15 protein-coding genes are annotated in these 20,436 nt (G+C 66.0%); 6 read left to right on the top strand and 9 right to left on the bottom strand.

Annotation, left to right across the window (positions count from 1 at the left end; translation table 11 throughout):
* Nucleotides 1-77 precede the first annotated feature (77 nt).
* Nucleotides 78-1,124, bottom strand: a complete 1,047-nt coding sequence (locus GRX31_RS21155) for a quinone-dependent dihydroorotate dehydrogenase (RefSeq protein WP_046239218.1) — start codon at nt 1,122-1,124, stop codon at nt 78-80.
* A gap of 34 nt (nt 1,125-1,158) precedes the next feature.
* Here GRX31_RS21155 and rpiA point away from each other — a divergent pair, with 34 nt between their 5' ends.
* Complete coding sequence (gene rpiA / locus GRX31_RS21150) at nt 1,159-1,851, top strand: ribose-5-phosphate isomerase RpiA (RefSeq protein WP_046239219.1); 693 nt, start codon at nt 1,159-1,161, stop codon at nt 1,849-1,851.
* Between the two features lie 30 nt (nt 1,852-1,881).
* Here rpiA and GRX31_RS21145 read toward each other — a convergent pair whose 3' ends face one another.
* The 6 genes from GRX31_RS21145 to GRX31_RS21120 all read right to left on the bottom strand — a co-directional run bounded on the left by GRX31_RS21145 (nt 1,882) and on the right by GRX31_RS21120 (nt 9,480).
* Entirely contained in the window at nt 1,882-2,256 is a 375-nt protein-coding gene (locus tag GRX31_RS21145; protein ID WP_202396667.1) for a hypothetical protein, read from the bottom strand.
* Nucleotides 2,257-2,295: 39 nt separating this feature from the next.
* Nucleotides 2,296-2,985, bottom strand: coding sequence for a glutaredoxin family protein (locus GRX31_RS21140; RefSeq protein WP_046239221.1), 690 nt, complete (start codon nt 2,983-2,985; stop codon nt 2,296-2,298).
* 206 nt (nt 2,986-3,191) lie between these two features.
* Nucleotides 3,192-5,240, bottom strand: a complete 2,049-nt coding sequence (locus tag GRX31_RS21135; RefSeq protein WP_017405846.1) for a M3 family metallopeptidase — start codon at nt 5,238-5,240, stop codon at nt 3,192-3,194.
* Nucleotides 5,241-5,315: 75 nt separating this feature from the next.
* Complete coding sequence (gene folD, locus GRX31_RS21130) at nt 5,316-6,170, bottom strand: bifunctional methylenetetrahydrofolate dehydrogenase/methenyltetrahydrofolate cyclohydrolase FolD (RefSeq protein ID WP_046239222.1); 855 nt, start codon at nt 6,168-6,170, stop codon at nt 5,316-5,318.
* A gap of 89 nt (nt 6,171-6,259) precedes the next feature.
* Nucleotides 6,260-6,910: a response regulator transcription factor gene (locus GRX31_RS21125; protein WP_012205807.1), complete on the bottom strand. Its 651-nt coding sequence runs from the start codon at nt 6,908-6,910 to the stop codon at nt 6,260-6,262.
* Nucleotides 6,907-9,480: a PAS domain-containing sensor histidine kinase gene (locus tag GRX31_RS21120; RefSeq protein WP_016447108.1), complete on the bottom strand. Its 2,574-nt coding sequence runs from the start codon at nt 9,478-9,480 to the stop codon at nt 6,907-6,909. The genes GRX31_RS21125 and GRX31_RS21120 overlap by 4 nt, the downstream gene beginning before the upstream one ends.
* 320 nt (nt 9,481-9,800) lie before the next feature.
* Here GRX31_RS21120 and aceE point away from each other — a divergent pair, with 320 nt between their 5' ends.
* Genes aceE through lpdA form a run of 3 tightly spaced genes read left to right on the top strand, consistent with a single transcriptional unit; the run spans nt 9,801 to nt 16,098 of the window.
* Complete coding sequence (gene aceE, locus GRX31_RS21115; RefSeq protein WP_016447107.1) at nt 9,801-12,518, top strand: pyruvate dehydrogenase (acetyl-transferring), homodimeric type; 2,718 nt, start codon at nt 9,801-9,803, stop codon at nt 12,516-12,518.
* Nucleotides 12,519-12,537: 19 nt separating this feature from the next.
* Nucleotides 12,538-14,235, top strand: a complete 1,698-nt coding sequence (aceF, locus tag GRX31_RS21110; protein ID WP_016447106.1) for a dihydrolipoyllysine-residue acetyltransferase — start codon at nt 12,538-12,540, stop codon at nt 14,233-14,235.
* A 15-nt stretch (nt 14,236-14,250) separates the two neighbouring features.
* On the top strand, nt 14,251-16,098 hold the full coding sequence (gene lpdA / locus GRX31_RS21105) for a dihydrolipoyl dehydrogenase (protein ID WP_016451703.1): 1,848 nt from the start codon (nt 14,251-14,253) through the stop codon (nt 16,096-16,098).
* Nucleotides 16,099-16,189: 91 nt separating this feature from the next.
* Here the strand turns inward: lpdA and GRX31_RS21100 are convergent, their stop codons facing one another.
* Nucleotides 16,190-17,119, bottom strand: coding sequence for a LysR family transcriptional regulator (locus GRX31_RS21100; protein WP_016447104.1), 930 nt, complete (start codon nt 17,117-17,119; stop codon nt 16,190-16,192).
* 63 nt (nt 17,120-17,182) lie between these two features.
* Between GRX31_RS21100 and GRX31_RS21095 the strand changes: the two genes are divergently transcribed.
* Nucleotides 17,183-17,800, top strand: a complete 618-nt coding sequence (locus GRX31_RS21095; RefSeq protein ID WP_016451705.1) for a LysE family translocator — start codon at nt 17,183-17,185, stop codon at nt 17,798-17,800.
* Nucleotides 17,801-18,143: 343 nt separating this feature from the next.
* The gene (locus GRX31_RS21090) at nt 18,144-19,382 is read left to right on the top strand and encodes an MFS transporter (RefSeq protein WP_160854644.1); all 1,239 of its coding nucleotides are present in this window, start codon (nt 18,144-18,146) and stop codon (nt 19,380-19,382) included.
* Here the strand turns inward: GRX31_RS21090 and GRX31_RS21085 are convergent, their stop codons facing one another.
* The gene (locus tag GRX31_RS21085; RefSeq protein ID WP_016447101.1) at nt 19,383-20,408 is read right to left on the bottom strand and encodes an FUSC family protein; all 1,026 of its coding nucleotides are present in this window, start codon (nt 20,406-20,408) and stop codon (nt 19,383-19,385) included.
* Nucleotides 20,409-20,436 lie beyond the last annotated feature (28 nt).

Below are 20,436 nucleotides of genomic sequence, written 5' to 3'. Positions count from 1 at the left end.
CCTTGCGAGGCTTCTTGCACAAAAAACGCCCGGCATGCCGGGCGTTTTCTTTGGTCAGCACGCGGATAACGCGGCAGTCAACGCAGTTGCGCGATGGCCCGTGCGGCCTCTGGTACCAGGCAGGGGCCCCGATAGATCAGGCCGCTGTAGATCTGGACCACATCGGCGCCCGCCCGGATCTTGCTGACCGCATCTTCGCCGCTGAGAATGCCTCCCACGCCGATGATGGGGTAGCGGCTTCCCAGCGCAGAGCGCAGTTGGCGGATGACCTGGTTGCTGGCCTCCAGCACCGGCGCGCCGGAAAGGCCGCCCGTTTCTTCGGCGTGGGGCAGGCCCTTGACGGCATCCCGGCTGATCGTGGTGTTGGTGGCGATCACGCCGTCCATGCCGTGGCGCTGCAGCGTGGTGGCGATGACGCCGACCTGCTCCTCATCCAGGTCGGGTGCGATCTTCACGAACACCGGCGCCCGCTTGCCGTGCTGCGTGGCCAGTTGCTCGCGCCGCTCGGCAATCGCTCCCAGCAAGGCATCCAGCGCTTCGTCGCTTTGCAGGGCACGCAGATTCTTGGTGTTGGGCGAGCTGATGTTCACCGTCACGTAGTCGGCATGCGGGTAGACGCCATCGAGCGCCTTGAGGTAGTCGCTGGTGGCTTCTTCGATGGGCGTGCTGGCGTTCTTGCCGATGTTCAGCCCCAGCAGCATGGGCTTGCCCATGGCGCGGGCCTGTGAGCGCTTGACGTTGCTCAGGAAGGCATCGAGGCCTTCGTTGTTGAAGCCCAGTCGGTTGATCAGCGCATTGCGTTCGGGGATGCGGAACATGCGCGGCTTGGGGTTGCCGGGCTGCGCGCGCGGAGTCACGGTGCCCACCTCGACGAAGCCGAAGCCCATGGCGGCCAGCGCATCGATACAGCGTGCGTTCTTGTCCAGGCCTGCAGCCATGCCGACGCGATTGGGGAACCTGAGTCCGGCAAGCTCGACGGGATCACTCACCATGGGTTGGGCCCAGGCCTGCTGCAGGAGCGTGTTCTGCCCCTTTGCCATCAGGTTCATCGTGAGATCGTGGGCGGATTCGGGGTCCATGCCGAAGAGAAAGGGACGGGTCAGGGCGTAGGGGATCAAAGACATGGGGATAATCGAAGGATTACCTGGATTTTCCCTCATGACGACATCTGCTGCCTCTTTTTCCCAAGATGAACTCAAAGCCCTGGTCGGGCAAGCCGCTCTGGCCTACGTAGTGCCCGGCGAAATCGTCGGCGTCGGCACGGGCTCGACGGTCAACAAGTTCATCGATGCGCTGGCCACCATCAAGGACCAGATCCCTGGGGCCGTGTCCAGCTCCGTGGCCAGCACCGAGCGCCTGAAGGCGCTGGGCATCAAGGTGCTGGATGCCAACGAGGTGGACCGCCTGTCGGTATACATCGATGGCGCCGACGAGATCGACGGCCGGGGCTACATGGTCAAGGGCGGGGGCGCGGCACTGACGCGCGAGAAAATCGTTGCGGCGCTGGCCGAGCGCTTTGTCTGCATCGCCGATGCCTCCAAGCGCGTCGAGGTGCTGGGAGACTTTCCGCTGCCGGTGGAGGTGATTCCCATGGCTGCTGCCCAGATTGCCCGGCGTTTCGAGGCCAGGGGTGGCCGGGCCGAGATCCGCATGAAGGACGGCGCTCCTTTGGTGACGGACAACGGCCAGCACATTCTTGATGTGCGCGACCTGAAGATTGCTGAGCCGCTGGCCTTTGAGTCCGAGGTCAACCAGTGGCCCGGCGTGGTCACCGTGGGCGTTTTTGCGCACCAGAAGGCATCGGTCTGCCTGCTGGGCACGCCTGAAGGCGTGCAGACGCTCGACTACTGAGGCAGGAAGCCGGTCCTGGCCTCTCGGCTGCTAGCCGATGCTCTCGAACACCGCAGCGCCTGCGGTCCAGACGAGCAGGGCCATGCCACCGAGACACAGCGCGCGCAATGAAGCTTGCGTGCGCTGTTTTTTGATGCGCTGAATGAGCCAGGTGACGGCCGCCAGCCCGGCGTAGATGGCAAAGAAGCCAGCCGTCGTCATGTAGTAGGCCAGGCGGTTGAGTCCGTTGCCCAGGCCTCCGTCATGCATGAACCACAGCGTGATCAGGCAGGGCACCAGCACCAGGCAGGTTAGCCGCAACGGCTCTCGCCACGAAGGCCTTGCCACCAGTACCCACCCGATGAGCGCAGGCATGCCCACAAGAATGCCCAGCCTGGCCAAGGTCCAGGCCACGTCGGACAGCATGGAATCCACGGCCGGGCTCCTGACTGCGGCAGTATCTGCCTAGAAGCTCAGGCCTGCGGGGTTGTCGCTGGTGCGTGCACCAGGCGCGGGGGCGGGTATGGGGGCGCGCCTGTTTGCCTGCTCCTCGGCGGTGGGTGCTGCGGCGGGCGCTGATGCGGCCGGTGCGGCAGGCTTGGGTGTGGTCAGGGGCTGCGCGGGTGGCCGCTTGTACTGGGCAGGCAACTGGGAGCTTGCGGGGTAGCCTGCGGCATCCAGGTACTGCGTCCATTCGCTGGAGGAGAAGCCGGTCAGAAACTGCTTGCCGATGGTGGCAAACGGCAGTCCGGTCTGCCCGCTGAGCTTGTTCAGGGCTGCCGCGTCCGCCTCGGTCTGCACCAGGCGCTCGGCATAGGGGATGCCCCGGGACTGCAGCAACTGACGAGCGCTATCGCAAGGCGTGCAATCGGACGAGGAGTACAGCGTCACTGGAAAGCGGCTCGCAATCTGGCGCAGCGCATAGGGCAGGCCTGCGTTGCTGTCCGAGGCGCCCGCCACTGCCTGGGCGGCGGGCGCTGCCTGCGGCTGTGCGCTTTGGGCGGGGCGGTCCGAGAAGGTGACTTTTCCATCCGGCCCGACGATACGGTAGACCTGCTGTGCGGCGGCTGGCAGCGCGGCGGCAAGGCAGGCGAGGGCGAGGCATGGCATCAGGTGGCGCAGGGCGCCGTGGCCAAGGCTGGGAGAAGACTGCATGGACGATCTCGGTTTCGGAAGAAGGGTTTCGTGCCGGGGCGGCGACCACTCGCCGGATGGATGCCCGCACAGGAGTGCCTGCAAGCATAGCGTGCCATTCATCCTGGGCCATCTTCTGGAGTCGCAGGATGTGGCTGCGCGTCCGGTGGAGTTGCCGGGCCAGGAAAAAGCGCCCCATCGGGGCGCTGCAGACTTGGTTGCCAGGCTCAGGCCTCGGCCATGCCCTGGTGGCGCAATAGCGCGTCCAGCTGGGGTTCGCGGCCACGGAAGGCCTTGAACGACTCCATCGCCGGGCGGGATCCGCCGGCTTCAAGAATGGCCTCGCGGTAGCGGCGGCCTGTCTCGGGGTTGGGGGTTCCATCGGCCAGCATGGTTTCCTCGAAGGCCGCATAGGCATCCGCCGAGAGGACTTCGGCCCACTTGTAGCTGTAGTAGCCCGCTGCGTAGCCGCCTGCAAAGATGTGGCTGAAGGTATGGGCCGAGCGGCTGTAGGCGGGCGAGGGCAGCACGGCCACTTCGGCGCGAACCTGGGCCAGCAGCGGCATGATGTCGGCCTTCGGATCGTGCTCGGTGTGCAGCAGCATGTCGAACAGCGAGAACTCGATCTGGCGCAGCGTCTGCATGCCAGACTGGAAGTTCTTGGCCGCGATCATCTTGTCGTACAGTGCGCGCGGCAGTGGCTCGCCCGTGTCCACGTGGGCGGTCATGTGCTTGAGCACTTCCCACTCCCAGCAGAAGTTTTCCATGAACTGGCTCGGCAGTTCCACCGCGTCCCATTCCACGCCCGCGATGCCCGAGACATCGCGCTCGTTGACCTGGGTCAGCATGTGGTGCAGGCCATGGCCTGTCTCATGGAACAGCGTGATCACGTCATCGTGCGTGAGCAGGGCCGGCTTGCCGTCAACGCCGGTGGCAAAGTTGCAGACCAGGTGCGCGACCGGCGTCTGCAGCTTGTGGCTATCGGGGCGCAGCCAGCGGGTGCGTACATCGTCCATCCAGGCGCCGCCGCGCTTGCCCGAACGTGCGGGCTGGTCCAGGTAGAACTGGCCGACCAGTTGGGGGCCTTGCGGCGTGCTGCGCTCGATGCGATAGAACTCGACAGCGGGATGCCACACCGGCGCCACGTCGCGGCGGATGGCCACGTCGAACAGCGTCTCCACGATCTTGAACAGTCCGGCCAGTACCTTGGGGGCGGGGAAGTATTGCTTGACCTCTTGCTCGCTGAAGGCATAGCGCGCTTCCTTGAGCTTTTCGGAGATATAGGCCCAGTCCCAGGGCTGGGGATCGGCCAGGCCCAGTTCCTTGCGTGCGAAGCTGCGCAGGTCGGCGACATCCTTTTCGGCATAGGGGCGGGCGCGGTGCGCGAGGTCACGCAGGAAGTCGATCACCTGCTGCGGAGAATGCGCCATCTTGGGAACCAGCGAGATCTCGCCGAAGTTGCGGTAGCCCAGCAGCTGCGCCTCTTCCTTGCGCAGGGCAAGTATTTCGGAAATGTTGGCCGTGTTGTCGAAGCGGCGGGCATCGCCCTCTGCCTGGTCGGAGGCGCGTGTCACATAGGCGCGGTAGAGCTTCTCGCGCAGCGCGCTGCTGGTGGCGAACTGCATCACGGGCAGGTAGCAGGGCATCTTCAGCGTGAGCTTGAAACCTTGCTTGCCTTCGGCTTCGGCGGCGGCACGGGCGGCCTGGCACACGTCCTGGGGCACACCGTCCAACTCATCGGCCGTGGCGTAGTAGGCAAAGGCATCGGTGGCATCCAGCGCGTTCTCGCTGAACTTCTGCGTGAGTTCGGCCGAGCGTTCCTGAATCTTGGCAAAGCGCAGCTTGGCTTCACCCTGCAGCTCCGCGCCAGACAGCACGAAATTGCGCATGGCATGGTCCCATGCGGCGCGCTGCTCCACGTTGAGCGTGGCAGGGTCGATGGCCTTGTACTTGGCGTACAGCCGCTCGTCGGCGCCCAGGCGCGTCCAGAACTCGGTGACCTTGGGCAGGGATTCGTTGTAGGCAGCGCGCAGCTCGGGTGTGTCGGCCACGCTGTTGAGGTGGCTGACGGCGCCCCAGGCGGTTCCCAGCTTCTCGGTGGCGACATCGAGCACGGCGGAGATCGAATCCCAGCGCGCGGGGAAGTCAGGTGCCGTGACGGTCTCCAGGGCCTCGCAGGCCCCGGTCAGAAGATGGTCGATGGCCGGGCCGACGTCGGCGGGGCGGATGCGATCGAACAGGGGCAGGTCGGAGGATTCGAGGAGGGGATTGCTCATGCGTGTCAGATGCCGTCGGGTGCATTGAAATCAAGCGGCTCCCCGGGGAGCCGCCCGATGCTTGTCAGCTCCTGGTCAGCCGGCGGCGCGCTCGGCCGCCTCCATGGTGTTGACCAGCAGCATGGTAATCGTCATGGGGCCGACGCCGCCCGGCACGGGGGTGATGAAGCCGGCCACTTCCTTGACGCCGTCAAAGTCCACGTCGCCGCAGAGCTTGCCTTCGTCGTTGCGGTTCATGCCCACGTCGATGACCACGGCGCCAGGCTTGCACATGTCTGCGGTCAGCACATTGCGCTTGCCCACGGCGGCGACCACGATGTCGGCCTGGCGCGTCATGGCGGCCAGGTCCGCCGTGCCGCTGTGGCAGATGGTGACGGTGGCATTGGCGGCCAGCAGCATCATGGCCATGGGCTTGCCGACGATGTTGGAGCGGCCGATGACCACGGCGTGCTTGCCGCGCAGGTCCTTCATGCCGATGGATTCGAGCATCTTCATGCAGCCATAGGGCGTGCAGGCCTTGAAGCCGACTTCGCCCACCATCAGCGCGCCGGCGCTGGCCACGTGAAAGCCATCCACATCCTTGAGCGGCGAGATGGTCTCGATGACCTTGTGGTCGTCGATGTGGGCGGGCAGCGGCAGCTGGACCAGGATGCCGTGGATGCGGGGGTCGTTGTTCAGCGCCTCGACGCGGGCCAGCAGTTCGGCTTCTGTCATCGAGGCGTCGTACTTCTCCAGCACGGAATGAAAGCCTGCGTCCTCGCAGGCCTTGACCTTGTTGCGCACATAGACCTGGGAGGCCGGGTTGTCGCCGACCAGGACCACGGCCAGGCCGGGCGTGGTCCCTCGGGCCTTCAGGGCAGTGGCGCGCTGTGCGACTTCGGCACGCAGTTGGCGGGAGAGGGCGTTGCCGTCGATGAGTTGGGCTGTCATTGCAGTGGATACCAAAATAAAAATGCTGCTAGGGCTTGTTGGTCAAGCGCTAGCAGCCCTTTGAAAAAAGCAGGGGATGGCGTCGGTGCTTATCCTGCGACGGCCGCCTTGGCCGCCGCAGCGGTCTGGCCCTGGCCCAGGGCGATCTTGAGCAGGTCGGCCACGGTGTTGGCGTTGAGCTTTTCCATGATGTTGGCGCGGTGCGCCTCCACGGTCTTGATGCTGATGCCCAGATCGTCGGCGATCTGCTTGTTCAGGCGGCCGGCGACGATGCGCTCGAGCACCTGGGCTTCGCGGCTGGTCAGCTTGGCCAGCAGGGCGTCGCGGCTGGCGGCCTGCTGGTGGCCGGCAAAGGCTTCGCGGGCATGGTCCAGCATGCGCTCGACCAGGTTCAGCAGTTCTTCCTCGTTGAACGGCTTCTGGATGAAGTCCAGTGCGCCCTTCTTCATGGTGTTCACCGCCATGGGCACGTCGCCGTGGCCGGTGATGAAGACGATGGGCAGGGGAGACTTGCGTTCGATCAGTCGGTCCTGCAGTTCCAGGCCGGTCATGCCGCCCATGCGGATGTCGACGATGAGGCAAGCGATTTCGCGTGGGTCGTAGCGCGAGAGGAAGGTCTCGGCCGAGTCGAAGCAGCGCACACGATAGTCCTTGCCCTCCAACAACCATTGCAGCGAATCACGAACCGCTTCGTCGTCATCAACTACGTACACAGTGCCTTTTTTGGGGATCAAGCTCATGCAATCGTCCTTGTTGTGGGTTCAATGGTCGCTGCCGGCGTTGTCGCGTCGCCCGGCGGGGCCAGCGGCAGCCAGAATGAAAATCGGCAGCCGACAACCTCGGAACCATTGTAGAGGTTCTCGGCACGCATACGGCCCTGGTGGGACTCGACAATGCTGCGGCACAGATTCAAGCCCATGCCCATGCCTTCGCTCTTGGTGGTGAAGAAGGCCTCGAAGAGGCGCTCCAGCACCTCGGGCGGCAAGCCCTTGCCGGTGTCCTGCACGTTGAATTCGATGACGCGCTGGTCCTCGATGGTGCGCGGCACCACGCGCAGTTCCACGTTGCGCTGGTGGCTGGGTCGGCCCGATTGCTCGATGGATTCGGCGCCGTTCTTCATGAGGTTGACCAGCACCTGCTCGATGAGGATGGTGTCGGCCATGATGGCCGGCATGCGCTCGGCCACGTGGTAGGTCAGCTGTACATTGCGGCGGCGCAGCTCGATGCCGGCCAGCTCCACTGCCTCGCTGACCATGTCGGTGACCTGGGCCAGCGTGCGGTTGGGTTCGCTGCGCTTGACGAAGGAGCGTATGCGCAAAATGATCTGGCCCGCGCGCTGTGCCTGGTGGGCGGTCTTCTCCAGCGCGAACTTCATCTGCTCCTCGGTCAGCGTGCCTTTTTCGAGGCGCGTGAGCATGCCGCTGCAGTAGTTGCTGATGGCGGTCAGCGGCTGGTTGAGTTCGTGGGCCACGCTGGAGGCCATCTCGCCCATGGTGATCAGGCGGCTGACGGACTGGGCGTGCTCGGCCTGGCGATCGGCCTGCTCCTCGGCCAGGCGGCGCGGCGTGATGTCGGTGGCGATCACCATTTGCGCCAGGCGTCCGTCCACCCAGCTCAGGTAGCGCGAGCGCACTTCCAGCCACTTGCCCAGTTCGGGCAGATAGATCTCGGCGTTCTCGCTGCGTGCGCTGGTCAGCGAGTCGGTGGGCAGGCCCATCAGGCCATCCTCATCGTCCATGCCCTGCGGCTGAGAGCGCACGGGCAGCACGCCGGCCTGGGCGACGAGCTGCAGATGGCCATCGGTCTGCGAGCCGAACCATTGCCGGTACAGCTTGTTGGCGAACAGCAGCTCGGCGCTGCCAAGCGGGGCGACGGACACCGAGGCGTCCAGCGCCTCCAGCACGATGGTGAAGCGCTCGTAGGAGGCCGACAACTGCTCGCGGATGCGGTTGGGCTCGGTGATGTCGGTCATGGACGACATCCAGCCCGTGTGCTGGCCGTGGGCGTCGATCAGCGGCGAGACATACAGGCGCGCGTCGAACTGCGTGCCGTTCTTGCGCTGCACGCGCACCTGAAAGCCCCCGACGATGGTCTTGCCCGACAGCTCCTCGCGCAGCTTGGAGTGCAGGTTGTCGTAGTCGTTGTCGGGCCAGTAGGAATAGGGCGGCATCTGGCCGACGAGTTCGGATTCGCTCCATCCCGTCATCTGGCAGAAGGCGGCGTTCACGTAGGTGATGCGGCCTTGCAGGTCCAGCGCGCGCATGCCGGTGAGCACCGAGTTCTCCATGGCGCGGCGGAAATTGGTTTCGGCAACCAGGGCTTCCTGCGCGCGCTGGCGGCGTCGCGTGTGGCGCCAGGTGGCCAGCAGCAGCCATGCCGTCATCGCGCTGAGCGTGCCCACCAGCCAGAACAGGCCGCTGCCCACCACGCCCAGCGAGGTGCGGTAGGCCTGTGCGCGCAGCACCAGACTGTTGCCCACGGGGGCGACCGGAGCCTCGTCCTCATTGGCCACCGTGCGCCAGCGCAGCAGGTCGGTGGCATTTTGTTTGCGCGGCGTCAGCGGTGTGCCGGCCAGAACCTGGCCCCGGCTGTCGAGCATGGTCATGGCATAGCGGGCCATGATTTCGGTGGGCGTGCCGTAGCGCAGCAGGCTGTCCACGGAATACTCGCCCAGCAGCTCGCCGATGTAGCGGCCGTCCTGCGCCAGCGGCACATGCAGCTGCAGCAGCGGCGCGGCCTCGCCCTTGTGGGCCAGGCCTTGCACATAGATGGGCTGCTGCATCTCGCGCGCGAGCTGGTAGGCCTCCAGGGCGTCACCGGCGCGCAGTACCTCGCGGGGGATGCGCAACTGGTCGCTGCTCACGGTGGGGGCGGACTGGCTGGCCAGAATGCGGCGTTGGGAGTCGATCCAGGTGATGGACTGCAGTTCGGGATACTGGCTGATGAGCGCTTCGGCGCGGCTGGCGAAATCGGACTCGGCCAGATCGTGGTTGCTGATGTCGCGCGCCATGCGCATCAGTTGCTCCTGGCGCTCCAGCAGGCGCAGGCGCACGCGCTGCTGGGCATATTCCACGTCGCGGTGCAACGCTTCCTTCTCGCGGTCGATCTCCTCCATGCGCAGATACCAGAACGACGCGACGATGGCGGCCATGAACATCAGTACGGCGGCCAGCGGGGCGAGTGCCGCAAAGCGGTCCTGGCGCGTGGGGGAAAGACTGCGCCACCAGCTGCGCCACCAGCGCACTGGCGCGGCCACGCCTGCCATGGGGGCAGGGCTGTGCGTGCCGTGCTCGGAAGGGGAGGATTGCATGCGCCCAGTGTAGGGGAGAGTCTGACTGTTTTTAAGGAGTATTGGAGTCGCCACGCAGGCGCTTCGGCGACGTTCTTTGGGGTCTTCACTGTATGTGCGTTTGCAGCAAAATTTCAAATTATGAAATCAAAAAGCACCATTTGAAATTCGAAAAAAGTATGCGACACTCGCCGAGCATTGAGGCAGTGAATCGGTATCTTCAAGTTCGCCAGACAGGGTCTGTGCCGCGCAAGGCGTGGTGAACTACCCGCCTGCGATGGCGCGCTGCGCCGCTCACTGGTTCGACCCCAAGACGCTACCTTCTGCAAGGAGACATTCCCATGACAGCTCAGACTGACCCGCAAGGCAATGCAGGCGTTCCCGCCGGCCTGGACCAACAAGAATCGCGCGAATGGATGGACGCACTGTCGGCCGTCATCGATCGTGAAGGCGCCGAATATGCGCACAAGCTGATCGAGGACCTGCTCGAACATGCACGCCAGAACAGCGTGGACATGCCCTTCTCGGCCAACACCGGCTACGTGAACACCATCGAGGCCTCGCAGGAAGCGCGCTGTCCCGGCAACCTGGAAATCGAAGGCCGCCTGCGCGCCTACATGCGCTGGAACGCCATGGCCATGGTGGTCAAGGCCAACCGCCTGCACCCACCCGAAGGCGGTGACCTGGGTGGCCACATCGGCTCCTTCGCTTCGCTGGCCAACATGTTTGCGGCCGGCTTCAACCACTTCTGGCACGCCGAAAACGAAAACCACGGTGGCGATTGCCTGTACATCCAGGGCCACGTCTCGCCCGGCATCTATGCCCGCGCCTATCTGGAAGGCCGCATCTCCGAAGAGCAGCTGCTGAACTTCCGCCAGGAAGTGGACGGCAAGGGCCTGTCCAGCTACCCGCACCCCAAGCTGATGCCCGAGTTCTGGCAGTTCCCCACGGTGTCCATGGGCCTGGGCCCGCTGATGGCCATCTACCAGGCGCGCTTCCTCAAGTACCTGCACGCCCGCGGCATTGCCGACACCGAAAACCGCAAGGTCTGGGTCTTCTGCGGCGACGGGGAAATGGACGAGGTCGAGTCGCTGGGCGCGATCTCCCTGGCCGCCCGCGAAAAGCTGGACAACCTGATCTTCGTGATCAACTGCAACCTGCAGCGCCTGGACGGTCCGGTGCGCGGCAACGGCAAGATCATCCAGGAACTCGAGGGTGAGTTCCGCGGCTCCGGCTGGAACGTCATCAAGCTGCTGTGGGGCAAGGGCTGGGACGAGCTGCTGGCCAAGGACAAGGACGGCGTGCTCAAGAAGATCATGGCCGAGTGCAACGACGGCGACTACCAGTCGTTCAAGGCCAATGACGGCGCCTACGTGCGCAAGAACTTCTTCGGCCGCGATCCGCGCGCGCTGAAGATGGTCGAGCACATGAGCGACGACGAGATCTGGAACCTGCGCCGCGGCGGCCACGATTCGCAGAAGGTCTATGCGGCCTTCCATGCGGCCAATTCGCACAAGGGCCAGCCCACCGTGCTGCTGGTCAAGACCGTCAAGGGCTTCGGCATGGGCAAGATCGGTGAAGGCAAGAACACCGTTCACCAGACCAAGAAGCTGGGCGACGAGGACATCAAGGCCTTCCGCGACCGCTTCAACATCCCGATTCCCGACAGCCAGATCGCCGACCTGCCTTTCTACAAGCCGGCTGACGACACGCCGGAAATGCGCTACCTGCACGAGCGCCGCAAGGCCCTGGGCGGCTACCTGCCGCACCGCCGTGTCAAGGCCAGCGAGCAGTTCACGGCGCCTGCGCTGGACACCTTCAAGGCCATCCTCGAAGCCACGCCCGAAGGCCGTGAGATCTCGACCACGCAGGCCTATGTGCGATTCCTGACGCAGCTGCTGCGCGACAAGGAAATCGGCCCGCGCGTCGTGCCCATCCTGGTGGACGAGGCACGTACCTTCGGCATGGAAGGCCTGTTCCGCCAGATCGGCATCTACAACCCCGCTGGACAGCAGTACACCCCGGTCGACAAGGACCAGGTGATGTACTACCGCGAGGACAAGGCCGGCCAGATCCTGCAGGAAGGCATCAACGAAGCCGGCGGCATGAGCAGCTGGATCGCGGCAGCCACGAGCTACAGCACGAGCAACCGGATCATGATCCCGTTCTACGTGTACTACTCGATGTTCGGCTTCCAGCGCATCGGTGACCTGGCCTGGGCGGCCGGCGACATGCAGGCGCGCGGCTTCCTGCTGGGCGGCACCTCGGGCCGCACCACGCTGAACGGCGAAGGCCTGCAGCACGAAGACGGCCACAGCCACATCCTGGCCAACACCATTCCCAACTGCGTGAGCTACGACCCGACCTTCGCCCACGAAGTCGCCGTGATCATGCAGGACGGCCTGCGCCGCATGGTGCAGGAGCAGGAAAACGTCTTCTACTACATCACGCTGCTCAACGAGAACTACGCCATGCCCGGCCTCACGCCCGGCACTGAGCAGCAGATCATCAAGGGCATGTACCTGTGCAAGCCCGGCCAGAAGGTGCCGGAAAGCGGCCTGCGCGTGCAGCTGCTGGGATCGGGCACCATCCTGCGCGAATCCTTCTTCGCCCAGGAACTGCTGCTGGCCGACTGGGGTATTGCCGCCGACGTGTGGAGCTGCCCCAGCTTCAACGAACTCACCCGCGACGGCCAGGAAGCCGACCGCTGGAACCTGCTGCATCCGCTGGAAACGCAGAAAGTGCCCTTCGTCACGCAGCAGCTGCAGTCGCACAATGGTCCGGTGATCGCATCCACCGACTACATGAAGGCCTACGCCGAGCAGATCCGTCCCTACATGCCCAAGGGCCGCACCTACAAGGTGCTGGGCACCGACGGCTTCGGCCGTTCGGACTTCCGCCGCAAGTTGCGCGAGCACTTCGAGGTGGACCGCCACTACATCGTGGTCGCCGCACTGCGCGCGCTGGCCGAAGAAGGCAAGATCAACGCCACCACCGTGGCCGAGGCGATCGCCAAATACGGCATCAAGGCCGACAAGATCAACCCGCTGCACGCCTGAGTAAGAACGGGAGACACCTATGGCATTGGTAGACATTCAAGTTCCGGACATCGGCGATTTCGATGAAGTCGGTGTGATCGAAGTGCTGGTCAAGGCCGGCGACCAGATCAAGGCCGAGCAATCGCTGATCACCGTCGAGTCCGACAAGGCATCGATGGAGATTCCGTCCAGCCACGCCGGCGTGCTCAAGGAGCTGCGCGTGAACCTGGGCGACAAGGTCAAGCAAGGCAGCATCATTGCCGTGATCGAGACCGCAGACGCTGCGGCACCGGCACCGGCAGCTGCTGCCCCGGCTCCCGTGGCAGCGCCTGCATCTGCTGCGCCTGCATCTGCGCCTGCGCCGGCCGCTGCTCCCGCTGCCGCGCCTGCGGCCTCGGGCGCCGCCACGCAGATCGACATCAAGATTCCCGACATCGGCGACTTCAAGGACGTGGCCGTGATCGAGATGCTGGTCAAGGTCGGTGACACCGTGACGGCAGAGCAATCGCTGTTCACTGTCGAATCCGACAAGGCCTCGATGGAGATCCCCTCGCCCGCAGCGGGCACCATCACGGCGCTGACGCTCAAGATCGGCGACACGGTCAATGTGGGCGACGTGGTCGGCCAGATGAGCGTGCAGGGCGCTGCCGCGCCTGCAGCCCAGGCTGCGGCCCCGGCACCTGCTGCTGCAGCCCCTGCACCGGCAACTGCTGCCCCGGCCGCTGCAGCTCCGGTGGCTGCCGCTGCAGCATCGGCTCCTGCCGCTGCACCTGCACACAACCCCACCGTGGCGCCCACCGGCAAGCTGCCCCATGCATCGCCCTCCGTGCGCAAGTTCGCCCGCGAACTGGGTGTGCCGCTGGACGAGGTCAAGGGCTCGGGCAACAAGGGCCGCATCACGGCCGACGACATCCAGGCTTTCACCAAGTCCGTCATGGCCGGTGCCGTGCAGACCAAGGCCCAGGCTGCGGCGGCTCCCAAGGGCGGCTCCGGCGGCGGCGCCGGCCTGGACCTGCTGCCCTGGCCCAAGGTCGACTTCGCCAAGTTCGGCCCGGTCGAGCGCAAGGACCTGTCGCGCATCAAGAAGATCAGCGGCGCCAACCTGTCGCGCAACTGGGTCATGATCCCCCACGTCACCAACAACGACGAGGCCGACATCACCGACCTGGAAGCCTTCCGCGTCTCCACCAACAAGGAGAACGAGAAGAGCGGCGTCAAGGTGACCATGCTGGCCTTCGTGATCAAGGCGGTGGTCGCGGCGCTCAAGAAGTTCCCGGAGTTCAACGCCTCGCTGGACGGCGACACCCTGGTCTACAAGCAGTACTTCCACATCGGCTTCGCGGCAGACACGCCCAATGGCCTGGTGGTGCCCGTGCTGCGCGATGCCGACAAGAAGGGCATCCTGCAGATCAGCCAGGAAATGGGCGAGCTGGCCAAGAAGGCCCGCGACGGCAAGCTCGGCGCTGCCGACATGCAGGGCGGCTGCTTCTCGATCTCGTCGCTGGGCGGCATCGGCGGCACGAACTTCACCCCCATCATCAACGCCCCGGAAGTGGCCATCCTCGGCCTGTCCAAGGGCCAGATGAAGCCCGTGTGGGACGGCAAGCAGTTCGTGCCGCGCCTGACGCTGCCGCTGTCGCTGTCCTATGACCACCGCGTCATCGACGGTGCCTCGGCCGCGCGCTTCAACGCCTACCTGGGTCAGGTGCTGGCGGACTACCGCCGCATCCTGCTGTAAACGGAGGCCCGACACATGGCAATCATCGACATCAAGGTGCCCGACATCGGCGACTTCGCCGAAGTGGGCGTGATCGAACTGCTGGTCCAGCCCGGTGACACCGTGGCCAAGGACCAGTCCCTGATCACCGTGGAGTCCGACAAGGCCTCCATGGAGATCCCCTCCAGCCATGCCGGCGTGGTCAAGGAACTCAAGGTCAAGATCGGCGACAAGGTCGCCGAGGGCTCCGTGGTCCTGACGCTGGAGGCTGCCGGCGAGGCGGCCACTGCGCCCCAGGCTGCCGCTGCGGCTCCTGCAGCCGCCAGCGCCGCGGCACCTGCCGTGCCGGCTCCAGCGGCCCCGGCCCCTGCTCCTGCGGCAGCCAGCTACGCTGGTGGCGTGGCCGACTATGACTGCGACGTGGTCGTGCTCGGCGGTGGCCCTGGCGGCTACTCTGCCGCCTTCCGCGCAGCCGACCTGGGCCTGAACGTGGTCATCGTCGAGCGCTACAAGACCCTCGGCGGCGTCTGCCTGAACGTGGGCTGCATTCCCTCGAAGGCGCTGCTGCACGTGGCGGCCGTCGTGGACGAGGTCAAGCATCTGGAAGTGGCAGGCGTCAAGTTCGGCGCGCCCGAGGTCAACATCGACCAGCTGCGCGGCCACAAGGACAAGGTCATCGGCAAGCTGACCGGTGGCCTGGGCCAGATGGCCAAGATGCGCAAGGTCACCGTGGTGCGCGGCTACGGCAACTTCGTCGGTGCCAATCACCTGGAAGTGGAAGAGACCACGGGCGATGGCCAGGAAAAGACCGGCAGCAAGAAGATCGTGCAGTTCAAGCGCGCCATCATTGCCGCCGGCAGCCAGGCCGTGCACCTGCCCTTCATGCCCAAGGACCCGCGCGTGGTGGACTCCACCGGCGCGCTGGACCTGGCCAGCGTGCCCAAACGCATGCTGATCCTGGGTGGCGGCATCATCGGCCTGGAAATGGGCACCGTCTACTCCACGCTGGGCGCACGCCTGGACGTGGTGGAGATGATGGACGGCCTCATGCAGGGCGCCGACCGCGACCTGGTCAAGGTCTGGCAGAAGATGAACGCGCCGCGCTTCGACAACATCATGGTCAACACCAAGACCGTGGGTGCCGAAGCCACGCCCGAAGGCATCAAGGTCAGCTTCGCGCCCGCCAAGGACGGCATCACCGTGCCCGAGCCCCAGGTCTACGACCTGGTGCTGCAGGCCGTGGGCCGCACGCCCAACGGCAAGAAGATCGCCGCCGAGAAGGCCGGCGTGGCCGTCACGGACCGCGGTTTCATCGAAGTCGACATCCAGATGCGCACCAACGTGCCCCACATCTTCGCCATCGGCGACGTGGTGGGCCAGCCCATGCTGGCGCACAAGGCCGTGCACGAGGCCCATGTGGCCGCCGAAGTCATCGCCGGTGAACTGCAGGGCAACAAGGAGCTGGCCGCCAGCGCCTTCAATGCCCGCGTGATCCCCAGCGTGGCCTACACCGACCCGGAAGTGGCGTGGGTGGGCCTGACCGAGGACCAGGCCAAGGCCCAGGGCATCAAGGTCAAGAAGGGGGTCTTCCCCTGGACGGCATCGGGCCGCGCCATTGCCAATGGCCGCGACGAAGGCGTCACCAAGCTGCTGTTCGACGACAGCCCCGAGGCGCATGGCCATGGCCGCATCCTGGGCGGCGGCATCGTCGGCACGCATGCGGGCGACATGATCGGCGAGATCGCGCTGGCCATTGAAATGGGTGCCGACGCCGTGGACATCGGCAAGACCATCCATCCTCACCCCACGCTGGGCGAGAGCCTGGGCATGGCGGCCGAGGTGGCGCACGGCTCCTGCACGGACCTGCCGCCGCAGCGCAAGTAAGCGCAACGCCCGGCCTTCGGAACGGGCAAGGACACAAAGGCAGCTTCGGCTGCCTTTGTGCTTTGGGGGGTAGTACGGGTCGCAGGCCGGCTCAGGCCTGGGAGCGCAGCCACTGCAGTAACTGCGCGTGCACGCCATTCGGTGCAGGCGGGGCAGGGGACAGCAGGCAATAGCGCGATCCATCCTCCACAAAGCCCATGGGCGCCGCCAGCACGCCGCTGGCAATGTCGTCGCGCACCAGTTGCCAGGGGCCTATGGCCACGCCCATTCCGGCCACGGCAGCCTGGAGCGTGAAATAGAAATGTTCGAACTGCAGCTGCGGTCCCGAGGGCTGGGGCTGGCCGCTGCACTCGGCCCAGGTGGCCCAGGCGCCAGGGCGCGTGCGGCTTTGCAGCAAGGGCGCATCGGCGCGCAGCCTGGGCGTGTGCTCTTGCGCGGGGCGGTCGCACCATTGCGCCAGGCGATCTGGCCGGCAGACCGGGCCTATGCGCTCTGCGAACAGCGTTTCGGCATGGCAGCCTGCGGGCAGGGCGAAATCGTCGCGCCGTATGGCCAGGTCGATCCCGTCCGCAAACGAGAACGGGCCGCCGCCGGCCACCAGGTGCAGTTGCAGCTCGGGATGCATTTGCTGGAACTGTGGCCAGCGTGGAATCAGCCAGCGCATCAGCAAGGTGGGTTCGCAGGACAGCACCCAGCGGCGCGCATGCCGCGCGCGTGCGCGCAACTCCTGCGTCGCCTGGCGCATGCGCTCCAGGCCTTCATGCACGGCCTGTGCGAGATGGCGCCCAGCGTCGGTCAGGAAGACGCGGCGGCTGCGGCGGTCAAACAGGGTCACGCCCAGATCGTCTTCCAGCAGGCGCACGGCCCGGCTGATGGCGCCGTGGGTCAGATGCAACTCTTCAGCCGCCTTGCTGAAGTTCTCCCGTCGGGCGGCTGCTTCGAAGCAGCGCAGGGCCTGCAACGACGGCAGCCGCTTGCTGGGAGTCTGTGAATTGAGTTCACTAACTGTGTCAGAAAACATCGTTATGTATTTTCATGGAAGGCCAATACTATCCCGCGTTGCACTGAGTCGAACGGAGAATGCATGACCGAATGGATAGCTGTAGTCACCATTACCTTGCTGGCCGTGATCAGCCCCGGGGCGGATTTCGCCATGGTCACGCGCAACAGCCTGCTGCGCTCGCGCCGCGCGGGCATGCTCACGGCGCTGGGCATAGGCCTGGGCGTGCTGGTCCATGTCAGCTATACCTTGCTTGGTGTGGGGTTGCTGATGCAGCAGGCCACCTGGCTGTTCGATGTGGTCAAGCTGCTGGGCGCAGCCTATCTGATCTATCTGGGCGTGACCATGCTGCGCAGCCGGCCGGACGGAGAAATGGCCAGCCAGCCGGCTGCCGTACTGTCCGACATGGCGGCGCTGCGCACGGGCTTTCTGACGAATGCGCTCAATCCCAAGACCACGGTGTTTGTGGTGAGCCTGTTCCTGCAGATCGTGGGGCAGGACACATCTCTGGCCACGCAACTGGCGTACGGCGGGTTCATCTCGCTGGCCCATGTGGGTTGGTTTTGCATCGTGGCGCTGTGCTTTTCCGCGCAGCGGGTTCGTGCCCGGCTGCTGGCCGTACGGCACTGGATAGACCGGGCCTTTGGCGGCATGTTGGTGGGCTTCGGTGTGTTGCTGGCCAGTGCCAAGCTGAGGCTGTGATGCCATGAAGGCCTGACAGGAATCGGTGGGGGAGGACGGGCAAAAGGCCGCAGCGCATGCGGCCGCTGCCCGGCATGCAAGGCCTGCGAGGTGCCATGGGGTGCCTCGCAGGCCGAGCTGTTTTTGGGGCAGCGGAAATGCCTGGCCGCGCAGCTGGAGCGCCTCACCTGGGCGTTCCAGTGCCACGGGCTATGTCGAATGCGCTGCCGATGCCCGCTGCCGCAAGCCGGTTGGTGGGCAGATGCCAGGGGCGCTGCTTGCGGGCGCCGCTTGGCCTATGCTTTCGATACTTCACACATCACCCACAGGGCGCACGGCATGTGCCCCCAGGAAACCGCATCCAATGGAAACAACAAGGCAGGGGGTGCATCCCTCATGGATCGTCGTGATGGCCGGCGTCAGCGCGGCCCTGCATGTAGGCAAGCTGCCGCCGGCCGTGCCGGTGCTGCAGCAGCAGCTGGGCGTGTCCCTGCTGCAGGCCGGCTTTCTGCTTTCCACCGTGCAGGTGGCCGGCATGCTGCTGGGCTTGGTGGTGGGCCTGGGGGCTGATCGCTGGGGACTGCGGCGCAGCATGCTGGCGGGCCTGCTGTTGATGGCGGGTGCCAGCGCCCTGGGCGCCATCGCCACGGGTTTTGCACCGTTGCTGGCCCTGCGCGCCGTGGAAGGACTGGGCTTTCTGCTGGTCGCCATGCCGGGGCCAGGGCTGATTCGCCGCTGCGTGGCGCCGCACGATCTGAGCGCGCGCATGGGCTGGTGGGGCACCTACATGCCGCTGGGCAGTGCCATCGGCTTGCTGCTGGGTCCCTGGGTGATGGCCTGGGCTTCCTGGCCGCTGTGGTGGCTGCTTCTGGGGCTGGTCTCTGCCCTGGCTTGCGCCGCCGTGTGGTACGGCGTGCCGGCAGACGGCCCGAAGGCACCCGTTAGCACGTCGGCGGCTGGCGGGGGGTGGCGTCCGCGCCTGGCGCTGACTTTGCGCAGCCCTGGCCCCTGGTGCGTGGCGCTGGGCTTTGCCGTGTATTCGGGACAGTGGATGGCCGTCATCGGCTTTCTTCCCACGGTCTATGCCGAGGCGGGCCTGGGAGCGGCGTTGTCGGGCACGCTGACGGCCGTGGTGGCGCTGGCCAACATGGTGGGCAATGTGGCATCGGGCCGTCTGCTGCAAGGCGGCTGGAGCGCCTCGCGGGCGCTGCGCCTGGGCTTCGGCTGCATGGCGTTGTGCGCGCTGCTGGCCTATGTGCAATGGCAAGGCCAGCCGTTGGCACCTTTGTGGCTGCGCTTTGCTGCGGTAGTTGTGTTCTCGGCAGCGGGGGGACTGATTCCGGGCACGCTGTTTTCCATGGCCGTGCGGCTTGCCCCCGATGAGTCCACTGTTTCGACCACGGTGGGCTTCATGCAGCAATGGTCCAGCGTGGGCCAGTTTGCAGGGCCGCCTCTGGTGGCGGCCGTGGCAGTGCAGGCGGGCGGATGGCAGTGGACCTGGGTGGTGACGGCGGCCATGTGCGCCATCGGCTGGTGGCTGGCCGGCGCCATTGCCCGCATCAGCGCGGCGCCTGCAAGGCAGCGCGAACGCGCTGCCGCCTGATCACGCGTCGCGCGAACCTGTGAGCGCCTTCAGGGCCTCTTCCATCTGTCGTGCGTGGTCCAGCGCGGGCAGCCAGGCCTCAGGCAGCGGTTGGGTGGGCGCCTGGGGGGCCGAGGCGGCCAACCTGGCCAGGGCGTCGTCGGGCTGCAGGGCCACCACGTTGCCATTGGCGGCCAGTTGCCGGCAGGCTTCGATCAGCCATTCACAGTGCAGGACGATGGCGCGCGGCATGAGGCCGCTGTCATGCGACATTCCGCGCACCAGGCTTTCGCCCAGCAGCAGCGCGCTGGCGTACAGGCGCACGGCATGGCGGTCGTAGCGCGCCGTGACGGTCTGCAGTGCCGCGCCACCCAGGCGTCCGCGCACGGACCAGCGGCTGGCGCTTTGCGCCTCCGCCATGGCGGTGCGCAGCGCGCTCAGCGCATCGCTGCTGCGCGTGAGCTGGCCCAGTGCCACGGTGGCGTCGGGTGTGTCGTGGGTGGCGGTGGCGCGCAGCGTGGCGTCCAGCCCGTCGGCCAGCTGACCCAGCAACGCGCTTGCCGAACGTGATACGGCACGCAGCGGATTGGCCGTGAAGATGACCTGGCTGAACATCAGGCCCACGCCTGCGCCGACCAGCACGTCGACCAGCCGGGTCTCGCCCGCCGCGCTGGGCCCCATGCTGAGGACCAGCACCACGGAAACGCCGGCCTGTATCGGAACCACAGGCGGCTGCCCCAGCATGGCGGCCAGCGACAGCGCGACCAGCGAGGCCAGGCTCAGTCGCAGCAGGGGAATGGTGTCGGGCAGCAGCCAGGCCAGTTCGCCGACGATGATGCCGATGGCGCAGCCCAGCACCAGGCCCCAGGTTTGCTTGAGATGGCTGGGCAGGCCGGGCGCCAGGCAGACCAGGGCGGTGACGGCGGCAAAGACGGGTCTGGGGTGGCCCAGCAGGTAGTGGGACAGTTCCCAGGCCAGCATGGCGCCCAGCGAGGCGGCGATGGCATCGCGCAGCGCCAGCCGCAGGCGGCCTGGCGCCGCGGCCATGCCGCTCTTGAGTGGTCCAGTGGTTGTT

This window comes from Delftia sp. CH05 (assembly GCF_009827015.1).
Classification (GTDB): Bacteria; Pseudomonadota; Gammaproteobacteria; order Burkholderiales; family Burkholderiaceae_C; genus Comamonas; species Comamonas tsuruhatensis.
Note: the sequence above shows the minus strand (reverse complement) of the source record. Positions and strands in the feature narration are given on the sequence as shown.